This is a genomic window from Streptomyces sp. 3N207 (genome assembly GCF_052246355.1).
Classification (GTDB): Bacteria; Actinomycetota; Actinomycetes; order Streptomycetales; family Streptomycetaceae; genus Streptomyces.
In genome coordinates this window covers 28,427-48,811 of record NZ_JBQQBV010000010.1, presented here as the reverse complement: position 1 = coordinate 48,811, position 20,385 = coordinate 28,427, and the positions used below count along the sequence as shown (strand labels likewise).

Genomic DNA, 20,385 nt, shown 5'->3' with positions numbered 1-20,385 from the left:
CACGTGATGCGACCTTCTCCGGGAGCGCGACCCGTGCCCCCGCAGCCGACAGCGCCGCCCACCAGCCACCCCGATCCCACCCGCGACCCCCACGACATCCACCCCGTGCTCCGCAGGGCCACCGCCCCGCCCGCCGCACTCGACCTGCTCGCCCAGGCCCAGCACGGCCTGGACGAGGCGGTCGCCATGGAGACCGCCAACGAGCGGTACGCCACGGCCCACCTCGCCGCGCTGCGCACAGCCGCCGCCGTCCTCGCCGTCCGCGGCAGGCCGGAGCTGGAGCCGGCCCGCAAGCGCGGGGCCGGTCCGCGCCGGGTACGGCGCCCGGCCATCCGCAGCGCCTGGGAGGTGCTGCCCGAGGTCGCCCCCGAACTGGCCGAGTGGGCAGCCCTCTTCGCCTCCGGCGCCGCCCGCCGCGCCCGCGCCGAAGCCGGTATAGCCGGCGCCGCGAGCTGGCGGGACGCCGACGACCTTGTCCACTACGCCGGGATGTTCCTCCGCCTCGTGGAACGCATGCTGATCACCCAGCCCGCCCTGCCCCGGCCCCGCACAGCCGCCACCGACGAACCCCCCTCCCCGACCTGGGACCGGCGGGCGGGATGAACCACGGAATCGCGGGCGCGGGGAGGGGGCTGCCGTGCCGAGGCGTCATCCGTCAGGAAGCGAGAGGGCCGCCGGGCGGATCGGTCGGGGCCGGAGGCAATAGGGTGGGAACCGCCCGTCCCTGAGCCGAGGAGCAGCCGCATGTCCCGCCCCAGCGCAACCCTCCGGACCGCAGTGGTCTGGGACGTCCTCAGGGGAGCCCTCGACCAGCGCACCAAACTGGCGGACCGCGCCGAGCTCGAGGTGCTCGACACCGGAGGCGGCACCGGCAACTTCGCCGTGCCCGTCGCCCGGCTCGGCCACCGCGTCACGGTCGTCGACCCCAGCCCCGACGCCCTCTTCGCGCTGGAGCGCCGCGCCGCCGAGGCAGGCGTCGCCGACCGGGTACGCGGCGTCCAGGGCGATGTGCGCGGCCTCTTCGACGTGGCCGAGCGCGGAGCCTACGACGTGGTGCTCTGCCACGGCGTCCTGGAGTACGTCGACGACCCGGCCGAGGGCCTCGGCAACGCCGTCGCCGCGCTGCGTGAGGCAGGCGGCACCCTCAGTGTGCTGGCCTCGGGGCTGGGTGGAGCCGTGCTGGCGCGGGCGCTGGCCGGACACTTCACGGAGGCCCGGCACGCCCTCACCTCGCCCGGCGGACGCTGGGGCGAGAACGACCCCATGCCCCGCCGCTTCACCCCCGAGCAGCTCACCGCGCTGGTCTCCAGCACCGGGCTCGAGGTGATCTCCGTACACGGCGTACGGGTCTTCGCCGATCTGGTGCCCGGCGCGCTCGTGGACACCGAGCCGGACGCGCTGGAGGCCCTCGCCAGGCTGGAGGCGGCCGCCGCCGAGCTGCCCGACTTCCAGTCGGTCGCCAGTCAGCTGCACGTGCTCGCCGAGGTCCCGTCCCGGGGCGTCGGCCGCTGACGAGCGCCCGCGCTGCGTGGGCGGGCTCTGAACGGGGCTCTCTTCGCGACCGCCCGATCAACCGCTACGCGCCGTATGATCGAGGCACACCGTCCGGCATGGCGGAAAGGTGGTGCGGGAATGAACGGAACACGCCGTGGGCACCCCGTCCGTTATATCGGGTGTGGTGGGAGGAATTGGCGTAGAGGGGCGGGTTTCACGGGGGCGATTCCCTGCCTATCCTGAAAGAGTCGCATCCGGTCGCCCCCGCGACCGACGAGTAGGAGGACTCCGTGCCGCTCTCTGAGCACGAGCAGCGGATGCTCGAGCAGATGGAGCGAGCGCTGTACGCCGAAGATCCCAAGTTCGCGACAGCGCTCGAGGGAAGTGAGCTGCGCCGGTACACCCGTAAGCGGGTCTACCAAGCGGTTGCGGGCTTTCTGGTGGGTATCGCGCTCCTCATGGCCGGAATGGTCGCTCAGCAGATCTGGGTCAGCGTCGTCGGCTTCCTGGTGATGCTGGGCTGCGCGGTCCTCGCGGTGACAGGATGGCGAAAGGCCCCCAAGCAGGGCGAAGGGCAGGCCCAGGGCCAGTCCCCGCAGGGGTCGGGATCCGGTCGCCGGCAGCAGCCACGGAGCCGCAAGTCGATGATGGCCCGCATCGAGGAGCGGTGGCAGCGCCGCCGTGACGAGGGCCACGGCCACCACTGAGGCCGGGCCTTCCCGTCCCCCTCGCCCCGTTCGCCGCCCCTCCCACGGGGGCGAAGCGGGGCGACGGCCTCGTCTTTCCCGCCGGATTTCCCGCCGCGGAGCCTCCTTTTCCGCCGCCGCGCCTTCTTTCCCGCCGCAGCGGTGATCAGCCACTACGCAGCAGCCCGGCGGTGCCGGACTCTCCAGAAGAGGTGAGTTCGGCACCGCCGGGCTGTTTGCGCTTCGCCTCCCGCCGTCGGTAGGGCGGCCCCGCAAGAGCTACTTGGCGAGGCGGGGGCGGCTCAGGGCCCGAGTCCAGCGGGCGCGCAGCGCCCTGGCCCGGCGGGTGGCCGACCACAGCAGCCGGGCCGTCGAGGGCGGCAGGAGCAGGGCGCGGATCCGCACGGTGCGGGGAGCCGCGGCGCGGAGCCCGGCGCGGATGCGGCGGACCTCGTCCGCTACCCCGGCGGTCGCCCGCGGAACGGGTGCATACAGCACCTGCTCCACCGCGAGCGCGACCCGTTGCACCGCCTCGGCGTCGTCAGGCCCGAGCTGCCCGATCCGGGCCAGCCGCGCGGCGGCCGTGCGCGGGGTCGCGGAGTCGTCGGGGAGGATTCCGTAGTCCCACCCGGTGTCGATGAGCTCCTGCCAGGCGACGAGCACGGCTTCCGGGCTGCCGGCGCCCGGGGCGCGTAGCCGCCGGGAGCGTCTCCGCATCCGCAACAGCATCGGGAGCAGCAGCAACCCCAGCACGGCCAGCCCGGCCGAGCCGAAGGCGGCGATGGTGCCCAGGGGCGGGCCTTCGTCGGGGCTTCCCGAGCGGGGGAGCGGTGCCGCGGCCCCGCACTCGGGATCGGACTGCTTCTGCTGCGCGGAGCATTCCTCCGAGGGCGACGGGTCGGCCGAGGGCTGGTCGTCCTGGCTGCGGTCGGGCAGTTCCTCGCTGGGGTTCTGGTCGGTGTCCGGCGAGTCCGGCTGCGCGTAGGGCGGGGTGGTGCCCCGGGTGGGGGTGGGTTCGAAACGGGTCCAGCCCACACCTTCGAAGTACAGCTCGGGCCAGGCGTGCGCGTCCTGGAAGCCGACCTCCATCTTGCCGTCACCGCGCGCCGTGCCCGGGGTGAAGCCGACCGCTACCCGGGCCGGGATGCCCAGGGTGCGGGCCATCGAGGCCATGGCGAAGGAGAAGTGGACGCAGAAGCCCTCTTTCTGCTTCAGGAAGTCGGCGATGGCGTTGGCGCCGGTGCCGGCTGCCACCTCGGTGTCGTAGGTGAAGCCACCCTTGTCGGCGAACCAGTCCTGGAGCAGCACGGCGCGGTCGTAGTCGTCCTTCGCGCCGCGGGTGACCTTGCGTGCGGTCTTCGGTACGACGGCAGGCAGCGAGTCCGGGACGGCCGTGTACTCGCGTTTCAGCGCCGGCGGCGCCGCGGGGGCGTTCCGCAGTTGTTCGGCGGTGGGCTGGACGCGGAGGCTGTCGACGCTGTAGCGGAGGCCGCGGGTGGTCTGTTTGTCATAGCCGACGAGGGTGCGGCCCTCGGGCTCGAAGCGCCATTTGCCGTCGACCTGCACCCGGCTCGCGGGGTACGGCATCGGCAGCCAGTCCTGTGCGTACGCGTCGCTGGCCTGGATGGTGCTGCTGACCGTGCGGGTCCGTACGTCCGGTCCCAGGCCCCGTGGGCTGGGCAGCGGGTCGGGGATCTCGCCGATGCGCCGTTCGGAAGGCTTCCACTGGGCGCCGTCGAACTTGTCGAGCGCGACGATCCGCAGGTAGAGGTCCTTCTCGTCGCTGTCCGTCGAGTAGGTGAGTGCGGTGCGGTTCTGTGGCTGGTTGAGGCTGTTCTTGAGGGCGACGACCGGGTTGACGGCGGAGACCGTGCCGCCGCCCTTGTTGCCGCCGCCCCCGCCACCGGTGCCCACGTTGTCGAGCAGTCCGCCGCTCAGCGAGGGCAGTGCGGCGGGTACCACCAGCGAGATGCCCAGCGCCAGCACGCCGATCCGCCGCCCGGTGCGTACCGGCGCCATGGCGAGGCCACCGACACTGCCGGGCTGGTGCGGTGCCGCGCCCGGTCGTGAGCGGTCGGCGAAGACGCGGCCCCACTGCGACAGCCGCTCGCGCCCCTCCGCCAGCAGGAGCAGCAGATAGCCGCCCGCGGCGCACAGGAACCACAGCCAGCGGGCGCCGCCCTGGGAGAGCCCGGCGGCCACCGAGTAGAGGGCCAGCAGCGGCAGCCCGGCGGGCGCTGCGCTGCGGTACGTCACGGCGACCGTGTCCACCAGCAGGCCGATGACGAGTACGCCGCCGACGAGCATCAGCCGGATGCCGTCGGTGAGGGGCGCCGGTATCGCGTACCGGCTCACGTCCTGGATGCCCTGGTCGAACAGCGTGCCGAAGTGTGCGAACCCCGCCGGGCTGGGCAGGAAACCGGCCGGTGCGTGCTCCCGCGCGAAGACGACGGTGAGCAGCAGCAGGGAGATGACGGCCTGCGTCAGCACGGTCACCGGCCGGGCCAGCGGCACCCGGCGGGTGGCCGCTCCCACCCCGGCCTGTACAGCTGTCAGCAGCGCGGCCTGGAGCAGCCAGGTCGCCGGGTCCACCAGCGGCAGCAGCGCACAGGACGCGGCCAGGGTCGCCAGCACGGCGCAGATTGCGAGCCGTCCCCGTCCGCTCATCGTTCCAGCCCCCTCATACCGGCGTTGTCGGCCTCTTGCCACAGCGTGGCCAGCGGCGTTCCGGGCCCGCCGGGCAGTGCCGTCCACCCGGCCTCGCGCAGTGCGCGCTCCGGCGTTTCCTCGGTCCTGGGCACGGTCGGCGGCGCGGCGCCACCCGCGTGCTGGGCCCCTGTGGGCACCGCGAGGAAGGCGATGGCGCGGTTGGAGCGCTGCCGCATCCGGCCGACCGTGAGTGCCTGTTCCTCGTCCAGCGCTCCGAGGAAGGCGACCAGCAGTCCCTCGTGCCCCGTCGTTCCGCCGCGCAGCGCGTCATAGGCGCCGGACAGCCCTTGCTCGTACGAGTGTTCGACGACGGCGAGGGTGTCGAGGAGCAGCCCCGCCGTGTCCGAGGTCTCCGAGAGGAAGCCCCCGCTCTCCGGCCCCGGCGCTGCGGCCCCGGTGTCGGTCAGCAGCCGTACGGAATAGCCCCGCTCCAGCAGATGCATACAGACCGACGCGGCAGCCGCCACCGCCCACTCGAAGGGGGAGTCGGGCCCCGAGCCGGGGTAGGCGGCGCGGCGGGTGTCCAGCAGTACGGTACAGCGGGCCTGCTGCGGCTGCTCCTCGCGGCGGACCATCAGCTCGCCGTAGCGCGCCGTCGACCGCCAGTGCACCCGCCGCAGGTCGTCGCCGTGCCGGTAGCCGCGCGGGATCACATCGTCGTCCCCCGACAGCGCCAGGGCACGCTGCCGCCCCTCGCCGTAACCGGTGGTCTCACCGGCCGGCCGCGTTGCCGGCAGCGCCTCGATGGGCGGAACGACGGTGAGGGTGTCGTACGTACTGAAGGAGCGGGTCAGCTCGCACATTCCGAACGGGTCCGTCAGCCGCAGCTGGAGGGGGCCCAGCGGATAGCGTCCGCGCAGATCGGAGCGGACCCGGTAGGAGACCTCGCGCCGCCCGCCCGGCTCCACCCTGTCCAGTACGAACCGGGGGCGCGGGCCGAGCACGTAGGGGACCCGGTCCTGGAGCATCAGCAGCCCGGTGGGCAGCCGCGAGACGTTGTCGATCCGCAGATGCACACGGGCCTCCGAGCGGACCGGCACCCGGGAGGGCGACAGTCTGCGGTAGCCCGCCACGCGGTAGCGGGTGCGGTGCAGTACCAGTACGCACACCAGCGGAAGTGCCGCCAGCAGCGCGCCCACGCGCAGCAGTTCGTCCTGGCCCAGCACGTAAGCGCACAGCGCCGCCGCCACACCGGCCGCCAGGAACGAGCGGCCGCGGGTGGTGAGCCCGCCGAACGCCAGCCGCAGCGAACCCCGGCTCTCCTCCCGGCCCCGGCCGCCCTCCGCGCCGCCGCCCGGACGGCCCGGACCACCGGCCGTTCCCGCACCGCCATCGAGCCGGGCGCCGTACGGCCCCGTACCGCCGTGCGGCCCCGCGCCGGGGGCCGGCGGTGCGCTGGGGGCCGGTCCGTAGGCCATCAGTAGCCCCGGGGCTGCCCGGTGTGCGGCCGGCCCGGCGGGGGCTGCTGTCCGGGTGGCTGGGGCTGCCCGTAGGGACCCGGCATACCGGGCCCGCCCGGTGCCGCTCCGGGCACGGCGGGGCCGGGGCCGACGGCGGGCACGGGCACCCGCCCCAGGATCTCGCTCACCACCTGCTCGGCCGTACGGCGGTTCAACTGCGCCTGTGCGGTGGGCAGCAGGCGGTGCGCCAGCACCGGGACCGCCAGCGACTGCACATCGTCGGGCAGCGCGAACTCGCGCCCGGCCAGCGCCGCCGACGCCTTGGAGGCCCGCAGCAGATGCAGCGTCGCGCGCGGCGAGGCCCCCAGCCGCAGATCGGAGTGCGCCCGGGTGGCAGCCACCAGTTCGACCGCGTACCGCCGTACCGCGTCCGAGACGTGCACGCCCCGTACGGTCTCGATCAGCTTGGCTATGTCGTGCGCGTGCGCCACCGGCTGGAGATCGTCCAGCGGGGAGGCGCCGCCGTGCACATCGAGCATCTCCAGCTCGGCGGCCGGGCTCGGATAGCCGATGGAGACGCGCACCATGAACCGGTCCCGCTGCGCCTCGGGCAGCGGGTAGGTGCCCTCCATCTCCACCGGGTTCTGGGTGGCGACCACCATGAACGGATCGGGCAGCTCATACGTCTGCCCGTCGATGGTGACCTGGCGCTCCTCCATGGACTCCAGCAGTGCGGACTGGGTCTTGGGGGAGGCGCGGTTGATCTCGTCGCCGATCACGATCTGCGCGAATACGGCGCCGGGCTTGAACTCGAAGTCCTTGCGCTGCTGGTCGTAGACGCTGACCCCGGTGATGTCGGAGGGCAGCAGATCGGGCGTGAACTGGATACGGCGTACCGAGCAGTCGATGGCCTTGGCCAGCGCCTTGGCGAGCATCGTCTTGCCGACGCCCGGCACGTCCTCGATCAGCAGGTGCCCCTCCGCAAGCAGCACCGTCAGCGAAAGCCGGACGACTTCGGGTTTTCCCTCGATCACCGACTCGACACAGCGGCGCACCTCGCCCGCCGTGGCGCTCAGATCGCTCAGGTTCGCCCGCTCGTCATAGGTCGTCACCGGCCCTCCTCGGCCCCATCCCCGTTTGCCCGTTCGTACGTGCCCGCCGCGTACGCCCCCGCGTCCGCTCCACCGGGCCCTGCAGTGTGCGCTGTTGCGTATTCTTCACGGCGACAGGGCCTCCCGTCACTCTCCCGGCTGTTCCGGGCAGCGGCCCCCCCGAGAGCCGACCGGCTCGGTCCGGGTTCAGGCCGGGGCGATCTCGCGCAGCAGACCCGTCGTCACGTCGAAGACGAAGCCGCGTACATCGTCCCGGTAGGGCAGGAACGGTGAGGTCCGTACGCGCTCGATCGACTGACGCACGTCCTGGTCCAGGTCCTTGAAGGACTCGACAGCCCAGGACGGCCGCTGGCCCACTTCCAGTTCCAGCTCGTGCCGGAAATCTTCGGTGAGGTTGAGCAGTCCGCAGCCGGTGTGGTGGATGAGCACCACGGAACGGGTGCCCAGCGCGCGCTGGCTGATGGTGAGGGAGCGGATGATGTCGTCGGTGACGACGCCGCCCGCGTTGCGGATGGTGTGACAGTCACCGAGCTCCAGGCCGAGCGCGGCGTGCAGATCCAGTCGGGCGTCCATGCAGGCGACAACCGCCACGTTGCGGACCGGGCGGGCGTCCATCCCGGGGTCGCTGAACTCACGCGCGTAATCCAGGTTCGCTGCGACGAGCTCGTCGATCACGGACGGTGCGGGCTGGGGCCGGGGCGCGGATATCGACATGTGTACGACGTTAGACGCTCCCGCGGCGGGCGGCCCGTCCGGAGAGTGGCCAAAACGGGCGGCTCGCCGTGGTGTGAGGTAACCCACAGGACCCTCACCCGTCTCCCTCGTCCGGCGCACATCGCGGTCACGAAGCAGGTGTCAGCCGCTGTCAGGATGCGCCTGATCCCGTAGGTGGACGCGCCTGGTCCCGTAGTTGACCGAGGGGACGAGTGGACTAAAGTGACGCGAAGTGGGAGGCGACGAACGCTCCCCAAGGACCCCGATTCCCCTCGCGTGTGCGGGCGCGCACGTGCGGCTCGGCCTCCTCCCGCTCCCGGCTTCCGGCGCCCGTTCGGCGCGGGGGGCCGCTCCCCTTCGAGCGGGCGGGGACCAAGGAGCATGTGCAGTGCCCGCCAGATCTGAGAGGGCACAGTGACCACCAACGAGCGGCCCATCGGCGAACTCCACAGCCCGGTGATGCTCCGGCGCACCCTGGACCTGCTCGCCCCCGCCCTCGCCGAGCCCGGAGCGACAGTCGTCGACTGCACCCTCGGCCTCGGCGGCCACAGCGAGGCGCTGCTGGCCACCTTCCCCTCGGCCCGCCTCATCGGCCTGGACCGGGACACTGCCGCGCTCGAACTCGCGGGTGAACGGCTGGCCCCCTACGCGGACCGGGCCACGCTGGTGCACGCCGTCTACGACGAGCTGCCGCAGGTGCTGGCCCGGCTGAACGTCCCCCGTGTCCAGGGCATCCTGTTCGATCTCGGCGTCTCCTCGCTCCAGCTGGACGAGGCCGACCGCGGCTTCGCCTACGCACAGGACGCCCCGCTGGACATGCGCATGGACCAGACGAGGGGGCTCAGCGCCGCCGAGGTCCTCAACACCTACCCGCCCGGCGACCTGGTGCGCATCCTGCGTTCCTACGGCGAGGAGAAGCAGGCCCGCCGCATCGTCGAGGCCATCGTCAGGGAACGCGCGAAGGAACCGTTCACCCGCAGCGCCCGGCTGGTCGAGGTGATCCGCGAAGCCCTGCCGCAGGCCGCCAAGCGCACCGGCGGCAACCCGGCCAAACGGACCTTCCAGGCGCTCCGCATCGAGGTCAACGGGGAGCTGGCGGTGCTGGAGCAGGCGTTGCCCGACGCGCTGGACCTGCTCGCCGTCGGCGGCCGGATGGTGGTCCTCGCGTACCACTCGCTGGAGGACCGGCTGGTCAAACAGCTGTTCGCCACCGGTTCCCGTAACTCGGCCCCGCCCGGGCTGCCGGTCGTACCCGAGCAGTACCAGCCCCGGCTGCAGCTGCTGACCCGCGGTGCCGAGCTGCCGACCGACGAGGAGATCGCCGAGAACCGCCGAGCCGCACCGGCCAGACTGCGGGCCGTCCAGCGCATCAGGGAGGCGACATGACCGCCCGCCGCACGAGGGAGGCGACATGACCGCACAGCAGCGCATCGCACGGCTGGCCAGACTGATGCCCGCCGGGAACACCCCGGCGGCACGCGCCCCGTTCGTCCTGCTCGTCGTCCTGCTGCTGGGCAGCGGGCTGCTGGCTCTGCTGCTGCTGAATGCCTCCCTCAACAAAGGCTCCTTCCAGCTGGACCGGCTCGAGAAGGAGACCGAGGAACTGACGGACCAGCAGCAGGCCCTCCAGCAGGAGGTGGACGGCTACTCGGCCCCCGACCAGCTGGCCAAGCGCGCCCGCGAGCAGGGCCTGGTCCCCAGCGGCAACCCCGTCTTCCTCCACCCGGACGGCACCGTACGCGGCAAACCGGACAGCGCGTCCGCCGGGGACACCGAGCAGGTGGGCCCGTGACCGAGCGCCCCCGCGAGCCGGGCCGCGGCGCCCGCCAGACCCCCCGCCGGGCGCCGGACCAGCGCGGGACCCCTCGCCGGGCGCCGGACCAGGGCCGCAGCGCCGAGCGCGGCCAGGAGGACACCCCGCGCCGCGTCCCCCGCCCCATCCGCCCGGCCGCCCCCTCCTCCCGTACGACATCGGGTACACCGGCGGCGCGGCGTGGTGGTGGCGGGGGGCGTCCCCCGCAGGGCGGCGGGTCGGCGCCACTGCGGCTGGTGAACCCGCGGCCCCGGCTGCGGCTGATCGCCGTCGGGCTGACGCTGGTCATCCTGGCCTTCACCGTTCGGCTGCTCCAGGTGCAGGCCATCGATGCGAGCGCGTTCGCGGACAAGGCCGCGGTCAACCGCTACATCACCGTCCCGCTCGCCGCCGAGCGCGGCGCCATCACGGCCCGGGACGGCTCCGCGCTGGCGAGCACCGTGGACGCCTACGACATCACCGCCGACCCGTATCTGTTCAGCCCCAAGCAGACGAAGATCAAGGACGCCCCCGAGCGGGCCGCCAAGATCCTGGCCCCCCTGCTGGACAAGGACCGCGCGGAGCTGGCCGAGAAGCTCTCCCGGCCGGGCACCCGCTATGTGCTGCTCGCCCGCCAGCAGACCCCGCAGACCTGGCGGAAGATCAAGAAGCTCAAGGCACGGCTCGCCGCCGAGGCGAGCGGCGCACCCAAGGGCGAGAAGCCCAATGTGCTGGCCGGGATCTACCAGGAGAAGCACGCCAAGCGCGTCTACCCGAACAAGGACCTGGCCGCAGGCGTACTCGGCTTCGTCAGCTCCGAGGGCAAGGGCGGTGCCGGGCTGGAGGCGATGCTGAACGACAAGCTGGTGGGCGAGAACGGCAAGATCACCTACGCCCAGTCCGGCGGCCGCCAGGTCCCCACGGCTGGAGTCCGCGAGCAGGCGGCCAGGCCGGGCTCCGACATAGAGCTCACGCTGGACCGGGACATCCAGTGGTCCGCGCAGCGGGCCATCTCCGACCAGGTGGCCAAGTCGCACGCCGACAGCGGCTACGTCATCGTCCAGGACACCAGGACCGGCCAGCTGCTCGGCATGGCCAGTGCGCCCGGGTTCGACCCGAACGACCTCCGCAGCGCGAAAGTGGACTCCTTCGGCAACCCCGCGGTCCAGGACGTCTACGAGCCCGGCTCCACCAGCAAGGTCATGTCGATGGCCGCCGTTCTGGAGGAGGGCAAGGCCACCCCCACCACGGCCGTCACCGTCCCGAACCGGCTCAAGCGTGCCGACCGTGCCTTCGCCGACGACGTCGACCACCCCACCTGGCATCTGACCCTCAACGGTGTCCTGGCCAAGTCCAGCAACATCGGCACCATCCTCGCCACCGAGCAGCTCGGCAAGTCCCAGCGGCAGGCCAACCAGGTCCTCCACCGCTATCTGCGGAAGTTCGGCATCGGCCGGCCCACCGGGCTGGGCTTCCCCGGCGAGACGGACGGCCTGCTGGCGAATCCCGGCAAGTGGAGCGCCTCCCAGCAGTACACGATCCCCTTCGGCCAGGGCCTCTCCCTCAACGCCGTCCAGGCCGCCTCCATCTACTCCACCATCGCCAACGGCGGCGAACGGATCGAACCCACGGTCGTACGCGGCACCACGGGCCCCGACGGGCGTTACGAGCCCGCCGAGGAACCTCAGAAGCGCCGGGTCGTCAGCGAGAAGACCGCCAGGACTCTCGCCAGGATGCTGGAGTCGGTGGTGGCCGACATGGAGGGCACCGGAACCACGGCCAAGATCCCCGGCTACCGCGTCGCGGGGAAGACCGGTACGGCCAACCGGGTGGACCCGAAAACCGGCCGTTACCACGGCTACACCGCCTCCTTCGCCGGGTTCGCGCCCGCCGACAAGCCGCGGATCACCGTCTACTGCGCTGTCCAGAACCCGAAGAAGGGCAGCTACTTCGGCAGCGACGTATGCGGTCCCGTCTACAAGAAGGTCATGAAGTTCTCCCTCAAGAGCCTCCAGATCCCCCCGACCGGGGCCGAGCCCGCGCGGCTCCCCGTGCTCGCGGGGAAGGGCCGGAACGGCTGAGTCATGCACCACGTGAGAACGATCACTGACAGTCCGTACAACCCCGCGGGCTCAGCGCCGCCGCGCCCCTCGCTTCGCGGCGCGACCGTCCCGCCCGGTACGCTCACCGCCGTGCCACAAGCTGATCAGACCTCCACCGAGTCCTTCCCCGGGCCGCCCCGCCCCGCGCGGGTCGTGCCCGTCCCGCTCGCGGAGCTGGCCCGACTGCTGGATGCCGACGAGCCCGGCGCTCCGGCGTCCGGCGCCGGCGACGCACCCGAGGCCGATGCGTCCGTCACCGGCATCACCCACGACTCGCGTGCCGTGCGCCCCGGCGACATCTACGCCGCGCTGCCCGGCGCCCGGCTGCATGGTGCGGACTTCGTGGAGCAGGCGCAGAGCCTGGGCGCCGTCGCCGTACTGACCGACCCGGGCGGCACCGAGCGCGCCGCGGCCACCGGGCTGCCGGTGCTGACCGTGCCCGACCCGCGCGGCCGGATGGGACAGCTGGCCGCCACCATTTACGGGACCCCCGGCGAGGACCTGCTCCAGATCGGCATCACCGGCACCTCCGGCAAGACGACGACCGCCTACCTGGTCGACGGCGGACTGCGCAAGGCAGCAGAGAAGGACGGGGTACTGACCGGGCTGATCGGCACCGTCGAGTCGCGGATCGGTGACGAGCGGATCAAGTCCGAGCGGACCACGCCGGAAGCCACCGACCTCCAGGCGCTCTTCGCGGTGATGCGCGAGCGCGGTGTCAGCTCGGTGACGATGGAGGTCTCCAGCCACGCACTGGTCCTCGGCCGGGTCGACGGCTGCGTCTTCGACGTCGCGGTGTTCAACAACCTCAGCCCCGAACACCTCGACTTCCACCCCGACATGGAGGACTACTTCCAGGCCAAGCGGCAGCTCTTCACCCCGGAGCGCTCGCGGGCCGCAGTGGTCAACTTCGACGACGAGTACGGCTTCCGGCTGCTGGGCGAGCTGACGGAAGAAGGTTTCCCCGTCACCAGCTTCTCCGCCGAGGGCCACCCCGACGCGGACTGGCGAGCCGAGGACGTGGAGGTCGGCCCGCTCGGCTCGACGTTCACGGCCGTGGGACCCGGCGGCCGGGAGGTGCTTGCCAGTGCTCCGATCGCCGGGCCCTTCAACGTCGCCAACGCGCTGGCCGCGCTCACCGCGCTGGTCGCCGCCGGCCTCGACCCGGACACGGCGGCCGAGGGTATCGGCGCCGTCCCCGGCGTCCCCGGCCGGCTGCAGCGGGTGGACGCGGGTCAGGACTACCTCGCCATCGTCGACTACGCGCACAAACCGGACGCCGTGGAGTCCGTGCTCTACGCCGTCCGCAAGGTCACCGAGGGCTCCGTGCACGCGGTCCTGGGCTGCGGCGGAGACCGCGACCCGCACAAACGCCCCGCCATGGGCGCCGCGCTCGCCCGGCTGTCCGACACGGCCGTGCTCACCTCGGACAACCCGCGCTCCGAGGACCCCCTCGCGATCCTCGCCACCATGCTCGGCGGCGCCGCCGAGGTCCCGGCCTATGAGCGAGGCACCGTGATCCTGGAGGAGGACCGGGCCGCCGCCATCCGGGCCGCCGTCGCCCGCGCCGAACCCGGCGACACCATCCTCGTCCTGGGCAAGGGCCACGAACAGGGCCAGGACATCGCCGGTGTGGTGCGCCCCTTCGACGACGTCCAGGTCCTGCACGACGCCATCCGCGCCCGGGCCGCCGAGCACCCAGCGGCGAGTAACACGCACCCCCAGGCTTCCACCGCGTCCGCCGCACCGGCGGCACCCTCCCCTTCCTCTCCCTCCTACTCCTCGACCTCTTCCGCCCCCCTCTCCACGAATCACCGGACAGACAACCAGAACCGATGATCCCCCTCTCCCTCGCAGAGATCGCCGCCCTCACCGGCGGACGGCAGCACGACATAACCGACCCGGAAGCGCGGATCACCGGGCCGGTGGTGATCGACTCCCGGGAGGCGGGCCCCGGCACGCTCTTCGCGGCGTTCGCCGGTGAGCGTGCCGACGGCCATGAATTCGCCGCCTCCGCCGTCGCCTCCGGTTCCGTCGCCGTGCTCGCCACCCGTCCCGTCGGCGTCCCGGCGATCGTCGTCGACGACGTCACCCGCGCCCTGGGCGCCCTGGCCCGGCACGCCGTGCGAAAGCTCGGCACCCAGGTCGTGGCGCTGACCGGGTCCAGCGGCAAGACCAGCACCAAGGACCTCATCGCCCAGCTGCTGGGACGGCTGGGCCCCACGGTGTGGCCGGAAGGCTCGCAGAACAACGAGATCGGCCTGCCCCTGACGGCCCTCCGCGCCGACGAGACCACCCGGCACCTGGTGCTGGAGATGGGCGCCCGCGGCATCGGCCACATCCGCTACCTCACCGAGCTGACACCGCCGCGGATCGGCGTCGTCCTCAACGTCGGCACGGCGCACATCGGCGAGTTCGGCGGCCGTGAGCAGATCGCGCAGGCCAAGGGCGAAATGGTGGAGACGCTTCCGGCGGCGGACGACGGGGGAGTGGCGGTGCTCAACGCCGACGACCCGTACGTCCGCGCCATGGCCGCGCGTACCGAGGCCAGGGTGCTGTTCTTCGGCGAGGCCCCGGAATCGGACGTACGGGCCGATAACGTGCGTTTGACGGAACGCGGCACACCAGCTTTCACCCTTCACACACCTACCGGGTGCGGCGATGTGACCATGCGCCTGTACGGTGAGCATCACGTGTCGAACGCGCTCGCCGCGGCGGCCGTCGCCCACCAACTGGGCATGCCCGCTGGGGACATCGCCGACGCGCTCTCCTCCGCGAGCACGCTCTCCCGTTGGCGGATGGAGGTCACCGAGCGCGCCGACGGCGTCATGGTCGTCAACGACGCCTACAACGCCAACCCCGACTCCATGCGGGCCGCGCTCCGTGCGCTGTCGGCCATGGGGGAGGCGGCGAAGGCCCGGGGGGGCCGGACCTGGGCGGTGCTGGGCGAGATGGCCGAGCTCGGCGACGAAGCGCTCGCCGAGCACGACGCGATCGGACGGCTCGCCGTCCGGCTCAACGTCAGCAAGCTCGTGGCAGTCGGAGGCCGGGAGGCCGCCTGGCTCGACATGGGTGCCAAGAACGAGGGTTCGTGGGGTGAGGAGTCGGTGCATGTGTCCGGCACTGAGGCGGCCGTCGACCTGCTGCGCGGTCAGCTGCGCGCGGGGGATGTCGTACTGGTGAAGGCTTCCCGGTCGGTGGGCCTGGAGAAGGTTGCGGCCGCTCTCCTCGAGGACGGGACCAGGGAGGGTGAGGGCTCCGCCCGATGACGATGAAGCAGATCCTCTTCTCCGGGGTCATCGGACTCTTCCTGTCCCTGATCGGGACCCCCCTGCTGATCAAACTGCTCGCCTCGCGCGGCTACGGCCAGTTCATCCGCGACGACGGCCCGCAGAACCACCACAGCAAGCGCGGCACCCCCACCATGGGCGGTATCGCCTTCATCTTGGCCACCGTGCTCGCCTATGTGCTGACCAAGCTGATCACGGGCGAGCAGCCGTCGTTCTCCGGTGTGCTGGTGCTCTTCCTGTTCGCAGGTATGGGCCTGGTGGGCTTTCTGGACGACTACATCAAGATCGTCAAGCAGCGAAGTCTGGGTCTGCGCGCCAAGGCGAAGATGGCCGGCCAGCTGATCGTCGGTATCGCCTTCGCCCTCCTTGCGCTCAGCTTCGAGGACGCGCGTCAGCTCACGCCCGCCTCCACCAAGCTCTCCTTCACCCAGGACTTCGGCTGGGCGCTGCCGCCCGTGCTGTTCGTGGTCTGGGCGCTGTTCATGATCCTGGCCATGTCCAACGGTGTGAACCTCACCGACGGCCTCGACGGTCTGGCGACCGGCGCCTCGGTGATGGTCTTTGGCGCCTATGTGTTCATCTGCGTATGGGAGTACCAGGAGTCCTGCGCGCACATCGCCACCGCAGGACCCGGCTGTTACGAAGTACGAGATCCGCTCGACCTGGCTGTCGTCGCCGCCGCGCTGATGGGCGCCTGCTTCGGCTTCCTGTGGTGGAACACCTCGCCCGCGAAGATCTTCATGGGCGACACCGGCTCCCTCGCCCTCGGCGGGGCGCTGGCGGGGCTGGCCATCTGCTCGCGCACCGAACTGCTGCTGGCGATCCTCGGCGGACTGTTCGTGCTGATCACCATGTCCGTCGTGATCCAGGTCGGCTCCTTCCGGCTCACCGGGAAGCGGGTCTTCAAGATGGCCCCGCTCCAGCACCACTTCGAGCTGAAGGGGTGGTCCGAGGTCCTTGTGGTGGTCCGGTTCTGGATCATCCAGGGCATGTGCGCCATCGTCGGCGTCGGCATCTTCTACGCGGGCTGGGCGGCGAGCAAGTGACCTCCGACAACAGGGCGGACCGGACGAACCTGACAGAGCTTTCCGAGGAGCTGTCCGGCAAGCACGTCACCGTCGCCGGGCTCGGCGTCAGCGGCATGCCGGCGGCCAAGGTGCTGCACCGTCTGGGAGCCCGCGTCACGGCCGTCAACGGCGGTGACGGCGAGGGCCCGCGCCGCCAGGCCGCCGAACTGGAGGCGCTCGGGGTGACGGTCCGGCTCGGGGATGACCGTACGCTCCCCGAGAACACCGAGCTGATCGTCACCACCCCCGGTTTCAAGCCCACCAGCCCCCTCTTCCGCGCGGCGGCCGAGGCGGGCGTGCCGGTGTGGGGCGATGTGGAGCTGGCCTGGCGGCTGCGCGGCCCCGACGCCGCGCCGTGGCTCGCCGTCACCGGCACCAACGGCAAGACGACCACCGTCCAGATGCTCGCCAGTATTCTGCGCGCGGCGGGGCTGCGGACGGCCGCGGTCGGCAATATCGGCGTCTCCCTCATCGACGTCGTCCTGGAACAGGAGCCCTACGGCCACCTCGATGTGCTCGCCGTCGAGCTGTCCAGCTACCAGCTGCACTGGGCCCCGAGCCTGCGCCCGCACTCCGCCGCCGTGCTCAACCTCGCCCCCGACCACCTCGACTGGCACGGCTCGATGGAGGCGTACGCCGCCGCCAAGGGCCGGATCTACGAGGGCAACCAGGTCGCCTGCGTCTACAACGCCGATGACACGCCTGACGAGAGCAAGCCCCGCACCGAGGACCTGGTGCGGGCCGCCGATGTGGTCGAGGGCTGCCGCGCCATCGGTTTCACCCTCGGCACCCCGGCACCCTCCCAACTCGGCGTGGTCGAAGGCGTGCTGGTCGACCGGGCCTTCGTCCCCGACCGGCAGCAGCAGGCGCAGGAACTCGCCGAGACCGGCGACATCAATCCCCCGGCGCCGCACAACATCGCCAACGCGCTCGCCGCAGCGGCCCTCGCCCGTGCCTTCGGCGTACCGCCCGCGGCCGTACGCGACGGACTGCGCGCCTTCAGCCCGGACGCCCATCGCATCACCCACGTCGCCGAGGTGGGCGGCGTTTCCTACGTCGACGACTCCAAGGCCACCAACACCCACGCGGCCGAGGCGTCGCTGGCCGCCTACGAGTCGATCGTGTGGATCGCGGGCGGACTGGCCAAGGGCGCGACGTTCGGCGAACTGGTCGCCAAATCCGCCCCCCGGCTGCGCGGCGTCGTGCTGCTGGGCGCCGACCGGCAGCTGATCGGCGAAGCGCTGGCGCGACACGCGCCCGATGTTCCCGTGGCCGACATCGAACGCACGGACACTGGGGCGATGGCGGAGGCCGTCCGCCGAGCGACGTCGCTGGCGCAGCCCGGCGATACCGTACTTCTGGCCCCCGCGTGCGCCTCGATGGACATGTTCGTCAACTACAACGCACGCGGCGACGCGTTCGCCGAGGCGGTCAGGGCCCTCGCCGCCGCCGCAGGCCACAGCGAGCACTGACCCCGCTCCCCGCCAGCCGAGGACGCGGGCGAGACGGAGGGGATACGGATGACGGCGCGATCCGCCAAACCGCCCACGCCCCGGCGCGCGAGCCGTCGGCCCGCGCCCATGCGTCTGCCGAGGCACCCCGGCACACCTGAGGGCACCTCGGCACCGCAACGGCTCTACGCCCGCGCCAAGCGGGCCTGGGACCGGCCGCTCACGGCGTACTACCTGATTTTGGGCGGCAGTCTGCTCATCACCGTCCTCGGCCTGGTGATGGTCTTCTCCGCCTCGCAGATCCAGGCCCTCCAGTCCGGACTGGCCTCCACCTACTTCTTCCGCAAGCAGTTGGTGGCCGCGGCGCTCGGCGCGGTGCTGCTGCTGGCCGCCTCCCGGATGCCGGTACGGCTGCACCGGGCGCTGGCCTATCCGCTGCTCCTCGTCTCCGTCTTCCTGATGATCCTGGTGCAGGTCCCCGGGGTGGGGCAGGAGGTGAACGGCAACCAGAACTGGATCTATCTGGGCGGCCCGTTCCAGCTCCAGCCCAGCGAGTTCGCCAAGCTGGCCCTCGTTCTGTGGGGCGCCGACCTGCTCGCGCGCAAGGGCGAGCGGAAGATGCTCACCCAGTGGAAGCACCTGCTGGTACCACTGGTGCCCGGGGCGCTGCTGCTGCTCGCGCTCATCATGCTCGGCGGCGACATGGGCACCGCGCTCATCCTCGCCGCCGTGCTGTTCGGACTGCTGTGGCTGGCGGGCGCGCCGACCCGGCTGTTCACCGGCGTACTCGTGGCCGGGCTCACCGCCGCCGCGCTGCTGGTCACCTCAAGCCCCAACCGGATGTCCCGGCTCGGCTGCATCGGTGCCACCGATCCCGGGGCCGACGACCAGTGCTGGCAGGCCGTGCACGGAATCTATGCGCTGGCCTCCGGCGGATGGTTCGGCTCCGGGCTGGGGGCGAGTGTGGAAAAATGGGGGCAACTCCCCGAACCCCATACCGACTTCATCTTCGCCGTGACCGGGGAGGAACTCGGACTGGCGGGGACGCTGTCGGTACTCGCACTCTTCGCGGCTCTAGGCTATGCGGGTATCCGCGTGGCCGGACGCACGGAGGAACCCTTCGTCAGGTATGCCGCGGGAGGAGTGACGACGTGGATCATCGCGCAGGCGGTGATCAACGTGGGTGCGGTGCTCGGTCTGCTGCCCATCGCCGGAGTCCCTCTTCCGCTGTTCTCCTATGGTGGGTCCGCCCTGCTGCCGACGATGTTCGCCGTCGGACTGCTGATCGCCTTCGCGCGCAGCGACCCGGCAGCACGCGCTGCCCTGGCCGTGCGGCAGCCCGCCCTGTGGCAGCGCACGTCCCGGGGAGGGCTGGCAGGGGTGTTGCGCTCGCGGAGCACCCCCGGCCGGAAGAGAGAGAAGACGATGAGACGGCGCGCCGCAAGGCCGCCGTCCGGAGAGCGGTGAAACAGCGTGCACGTCGTACTCGCCGGTGGGGGGACCGCCGGCCATATCGAGCCCGCGCTCGCCCTCGCGGACGCCCTGCGCAGGCAGGACCCGACCGTGGGGATCACGGCCCTCGGTACCGAGCGCGGCCTGGAAACGCGGCTCGTGCCGGAGCGCGGTTACCAACTCGAGCTGATTCCGGCCGTTCCGCTGCCGCGTAAACCCACGCCTGAGCTGATCACCGTGCCCGGGCGGCTGCGCGGCACCATCAAGGCCGCCGAGCAGATCCTGGAGCACACCAAGGCCGACTGCGTGGTGGGCTTCGGCGGCTATGTGGCGCTGCCCGGCTATCTGGCCGCCAAGCGCGCCGGTGTGCCGATCGTCGTGCACGAGGCCAACGCCCGCCCGGGACTCGCCAACAAGATCGGCTCCCGTTACGCGCACGGTGTCGCCGTCTCCACGCCCGACAGCAAGCTGCGCGGCGCCCGCTACGTCGGTATCCCGCTGCGCCGCTCCATCGCGACCCTCGACCGCGCTGCCGTACGGCCCGAGGCGCGCGCCTCGTTCGGGCTGTCTCCCAACCTGCCGACGCTGCTGGTCTCCGGCGGCTCGCAGGGCGCCCGCCGGCTCAACGAGGTCGTCCAGCAGGTCGTTCCGCACCTCCAGCGCGCCGGCATCCAGGTCCTGCACGCGGTCGGCCCCAAGAACGAACTCCCCCACGCGGACCACATGCCCGGAATGCCGCCCTATGTGCCGGTACCGTATGTGGACCGGATGGACCTCGCGTACGCCGCGGCCGACATGATGCTCTGCCGCGCGGGCGCGATGACCGTAGCGGAGCTGTCGGCCGTCGGGCTGCCCGCCGCCTACGTCCCCCTGCCGATCGGCAACGGCGAACAGCGGCTCAACGCCCAGCCGGTCGTCAAGGCGGGGGGCGGACTCCTCGTCGACGACGCGGAGCTGACCCCGGAGTGGATCCAGAGCACTGTGCTCCCGGTCCTCGCCGACCCGCAGCGCCTCACCGCCATGTCGCGCGCGGCAGCCGAGTTCGGCCGTCCGGACGCCGATGAACTGCTTGTCGGCATGGTGTACGAGGCGATCGCCGCGCGCCGCCAGGGCTGA

The 20,385-nt window shown here is 71.9% G+C and carries 16 protein-coding genes; 12 read left to right on the top strand and 4 right to left on the bottom strand.

Annotated elements, in window-relative coordinates:
* Window positions 1-33 precede the first annotated feature (33 nt).
* From ACTWP9_RS17225 to ACTWP9_RS17215, 3 genes are all read left to right on the top strand, one after another.
* Complete coding sequence (locus tag ACTWP9_RS17225; RefSeq protein WP_443247054.1) at window positions 34-603, top strand: SAV_6107 family HEPN domain-containing protein; 570 nt, start codon at window positions 34-36, stop codon at window positions 601-603.
* 141 nt (window positions 604-744) lie between these two features.
* Window positions 745-1,512, top strand: a complete 768-nt coding sequence (locus ACTWP9_RS17220) for a methyltransferase (protein ID WP_443247053.1) — start codon at window positions 745-747, stop codon at window positions 1,510-1,512.
* A gap of 272 nt (window positions 1,513-1,784) precedes the next feature.
* Window positions 1,785-2,201 (top strand): DUF3040 domain-containing protein, encoded by a 417-nt coding sequence (locus ACTWP9_RS17215; protein WP_443247052.1) that lies wholly within the window; start codon window positions 1,785-1,787, stop codon window positions 2,199-2,201.
* Window positions 2,202-2,459: 258 nt separating this feature from the next.
* Here the strand turns inward: ACTWP9_RS17215 and ACTWP9_RS17210 are convergent, their stop codons facing one another.
* The 4 genes from ACTWP9_RS17210 to ACTWP9_RS17195 form a co-directional block, all read right to left on the bottom strand.
* Entirely contained in the window at window positions 2,460-4,847 is a 2,388-nt protein-coding gene (locus tag ACTWP9_RS17210) for a transglutaminaseTgpA domain-containing protein (protein WP_443247051.1), read from the bottom strand.
* Entirely contained in the window at window positions 4,844-6,307 is a 1,464-nt protein-coding gene (locus ACTWP9_RS17205; RefSeq protein WP_443247050.1) for a DUF58 domain-containing protein, read from the bottom strand. The genes ACTWP9_RS17210 and ACTWP9_RS17205 overlap by 4 nt, the downstream gene beginning before the upstream one ends.
* A complete protein-coding gene (locus ACTWP9_RS17200) occupies window positions 6,307-7,401 on the bottom strand; it encodes an AAA family ATPase (protein WP_443247049.1) in 1,095 nt (364 codons plus the stop codon). The genes ACTWP9_RS17205 and ACTWP9_RS17200 overlap by 1 nt, the downstream gene beginning before the upstream one ends.
* Window positions 7,402-7,587: 186 nt before the next feature.
* Entirely contained in the window at window positions 7,588-8,115 is a 528-nt protein-coding gene (locus ACTWP9_RS17195) for a beta-class carbonic anhydrase (protein WP_443247048.1), read from the bottom strand.
* A 414-nt stretch (window positions 8,116-8,529) separates the two neighbouring features.
* Between ACTWP9_RS17195 and rsmH the strand changes: the two genes are divergently transcribed.
* The 9 genes from rsmH to murG all read left to right on the top strand — a co-directional run bounded on the left by rsmH (window position 8,530) and on the right by murG (window position 20,385).
* Window positions 8,530-9,501 (top strand): 16S rRNA (cytosine(1402)-N(4))-methyltransferase RsmH, encoded by a 972-nt coding sequence (gene rsmH / locus ACTWP9_RS17190; protein WP_443247047.1) that lies wholly within the window; start codon window positions 8,530-8,532, stop codon window positions 9,499-9,501.
* 25 nt (window positions 9,502-9,526) lie between these two features.
* On the top strand, window positions 9,527-9,907 hold the full coding sequence (locus ACTWP9_RS17185) for a septum formation initiator family protein (RefSeq protein WP_443247046.1): 381 nt from the start codon (window positions 9,527-9,529) through the stop codon (window positions 9,905-9,907).
* A complete protein-coding gene (locus tag ACTWP9_RS17180) occupies window positions 9,904-11,988 on the top strand; it encodes a peptidoglycan D,D-transpeptidase FtsI family protein (RefSeq protein WP_443247045.1) in 2,085 nt (694 codons plus the stop codon). The genes ACTWP9_RS17185 and ACTWP9_RS17180 overlap by 4 nt, the downstream gene beginning before the upstream one ends.
* Before the next feature lie 3 nt (window positions 11,989-11,991).
* Window positions 11,992-13,848, top strand: a complete 1,857-nt coding sequence (locus tag ACTWP9_RS17175) for a UDP-N-acetylmuramoyl-L-alanyl-D-glutamate--2,6-diaminopimelate ligase (protein ID WP_443247044.1) — start codon at window positions 11,992-11,994, stop codon at window positions 13,846-13,848.
* Window positions 13,845-15,278, top strand: a complete 1,434-nt coding sequence (locus ACTWP9_RS17170) for a UDP-N-acetylmuramoyl-tripeptide--D-alanyl-D-alanine ligase (protein WP_443247043.1) — start codon at window positions 13,845-13,847, stop codon at window positions 15,276-15,278. The genes ACTWP9_RS17175 and ACTWP9_RS17170 overlap by 4 nt, the downstream gene beginning before the upstream one ends.
* 2 nt (window positions 15,279-15,280) lie before the next feature.
* Window positions 15,281-16,345 carry a phospho-N-acetylmuramoyl-pentapeptide-transferase gene (gene mraY, locus ACTWP9_RS17165; RefSeq protein WP_443247245.1) on the top strand — a complete coding sequence of 355 codons (1,065 nt, stop codon included), beginning with the start codon at window positions 15,281-15,283 and terminating at the stop codon, window positions 16,343-16,345.
* Window positions 16,346-16,440: 95 nt separating this feature from the next.
* Window positions 16,441-17,838, top strand: coding sequence for a UDP-N-acetylmuramoyl-L-alanine--D-glutamate ligase (gene murD, locus ACTWP9_RS17160; RefSeq protein ID WP_443247244.1), 1,398 nt, complete (start codon window positions 16,441-16,443; stop codon window positions 17,836-17,838).
* 48 nt (window positions 17,839-17,886) lie between these two features.
* Window positions 17,887-19,284 carry a putative lipid II flippase FtsW gene (gene ftsW / locus ACTWP9_RS17155; RefSeq protein ID WP_443247042.1) on the top strand — a complete coding sequence of 466 codons (1,398 nt, stop codon included), beginning with the start codon at window positions 17,887-17,889 and terminating at the stop codon, window positions 19,282-19,284.
* A 6-nt stretch (window positions 19,285-19,290) separates the two neighbouring features.
* Window positions 19,291-20,385 (top strand): undecaprenyldiphospho-muramoylpentapeptide beta-N-acetylglucosaminyltransferase, encoded by a 1,095-nt coding sequence (murG, locus tag ACTWP9_RS17150; protein ID WP_443247041.1) that lies wholly within the window; start codon window positions 19,291-19,293, stop codon window positions 20,383-20,385.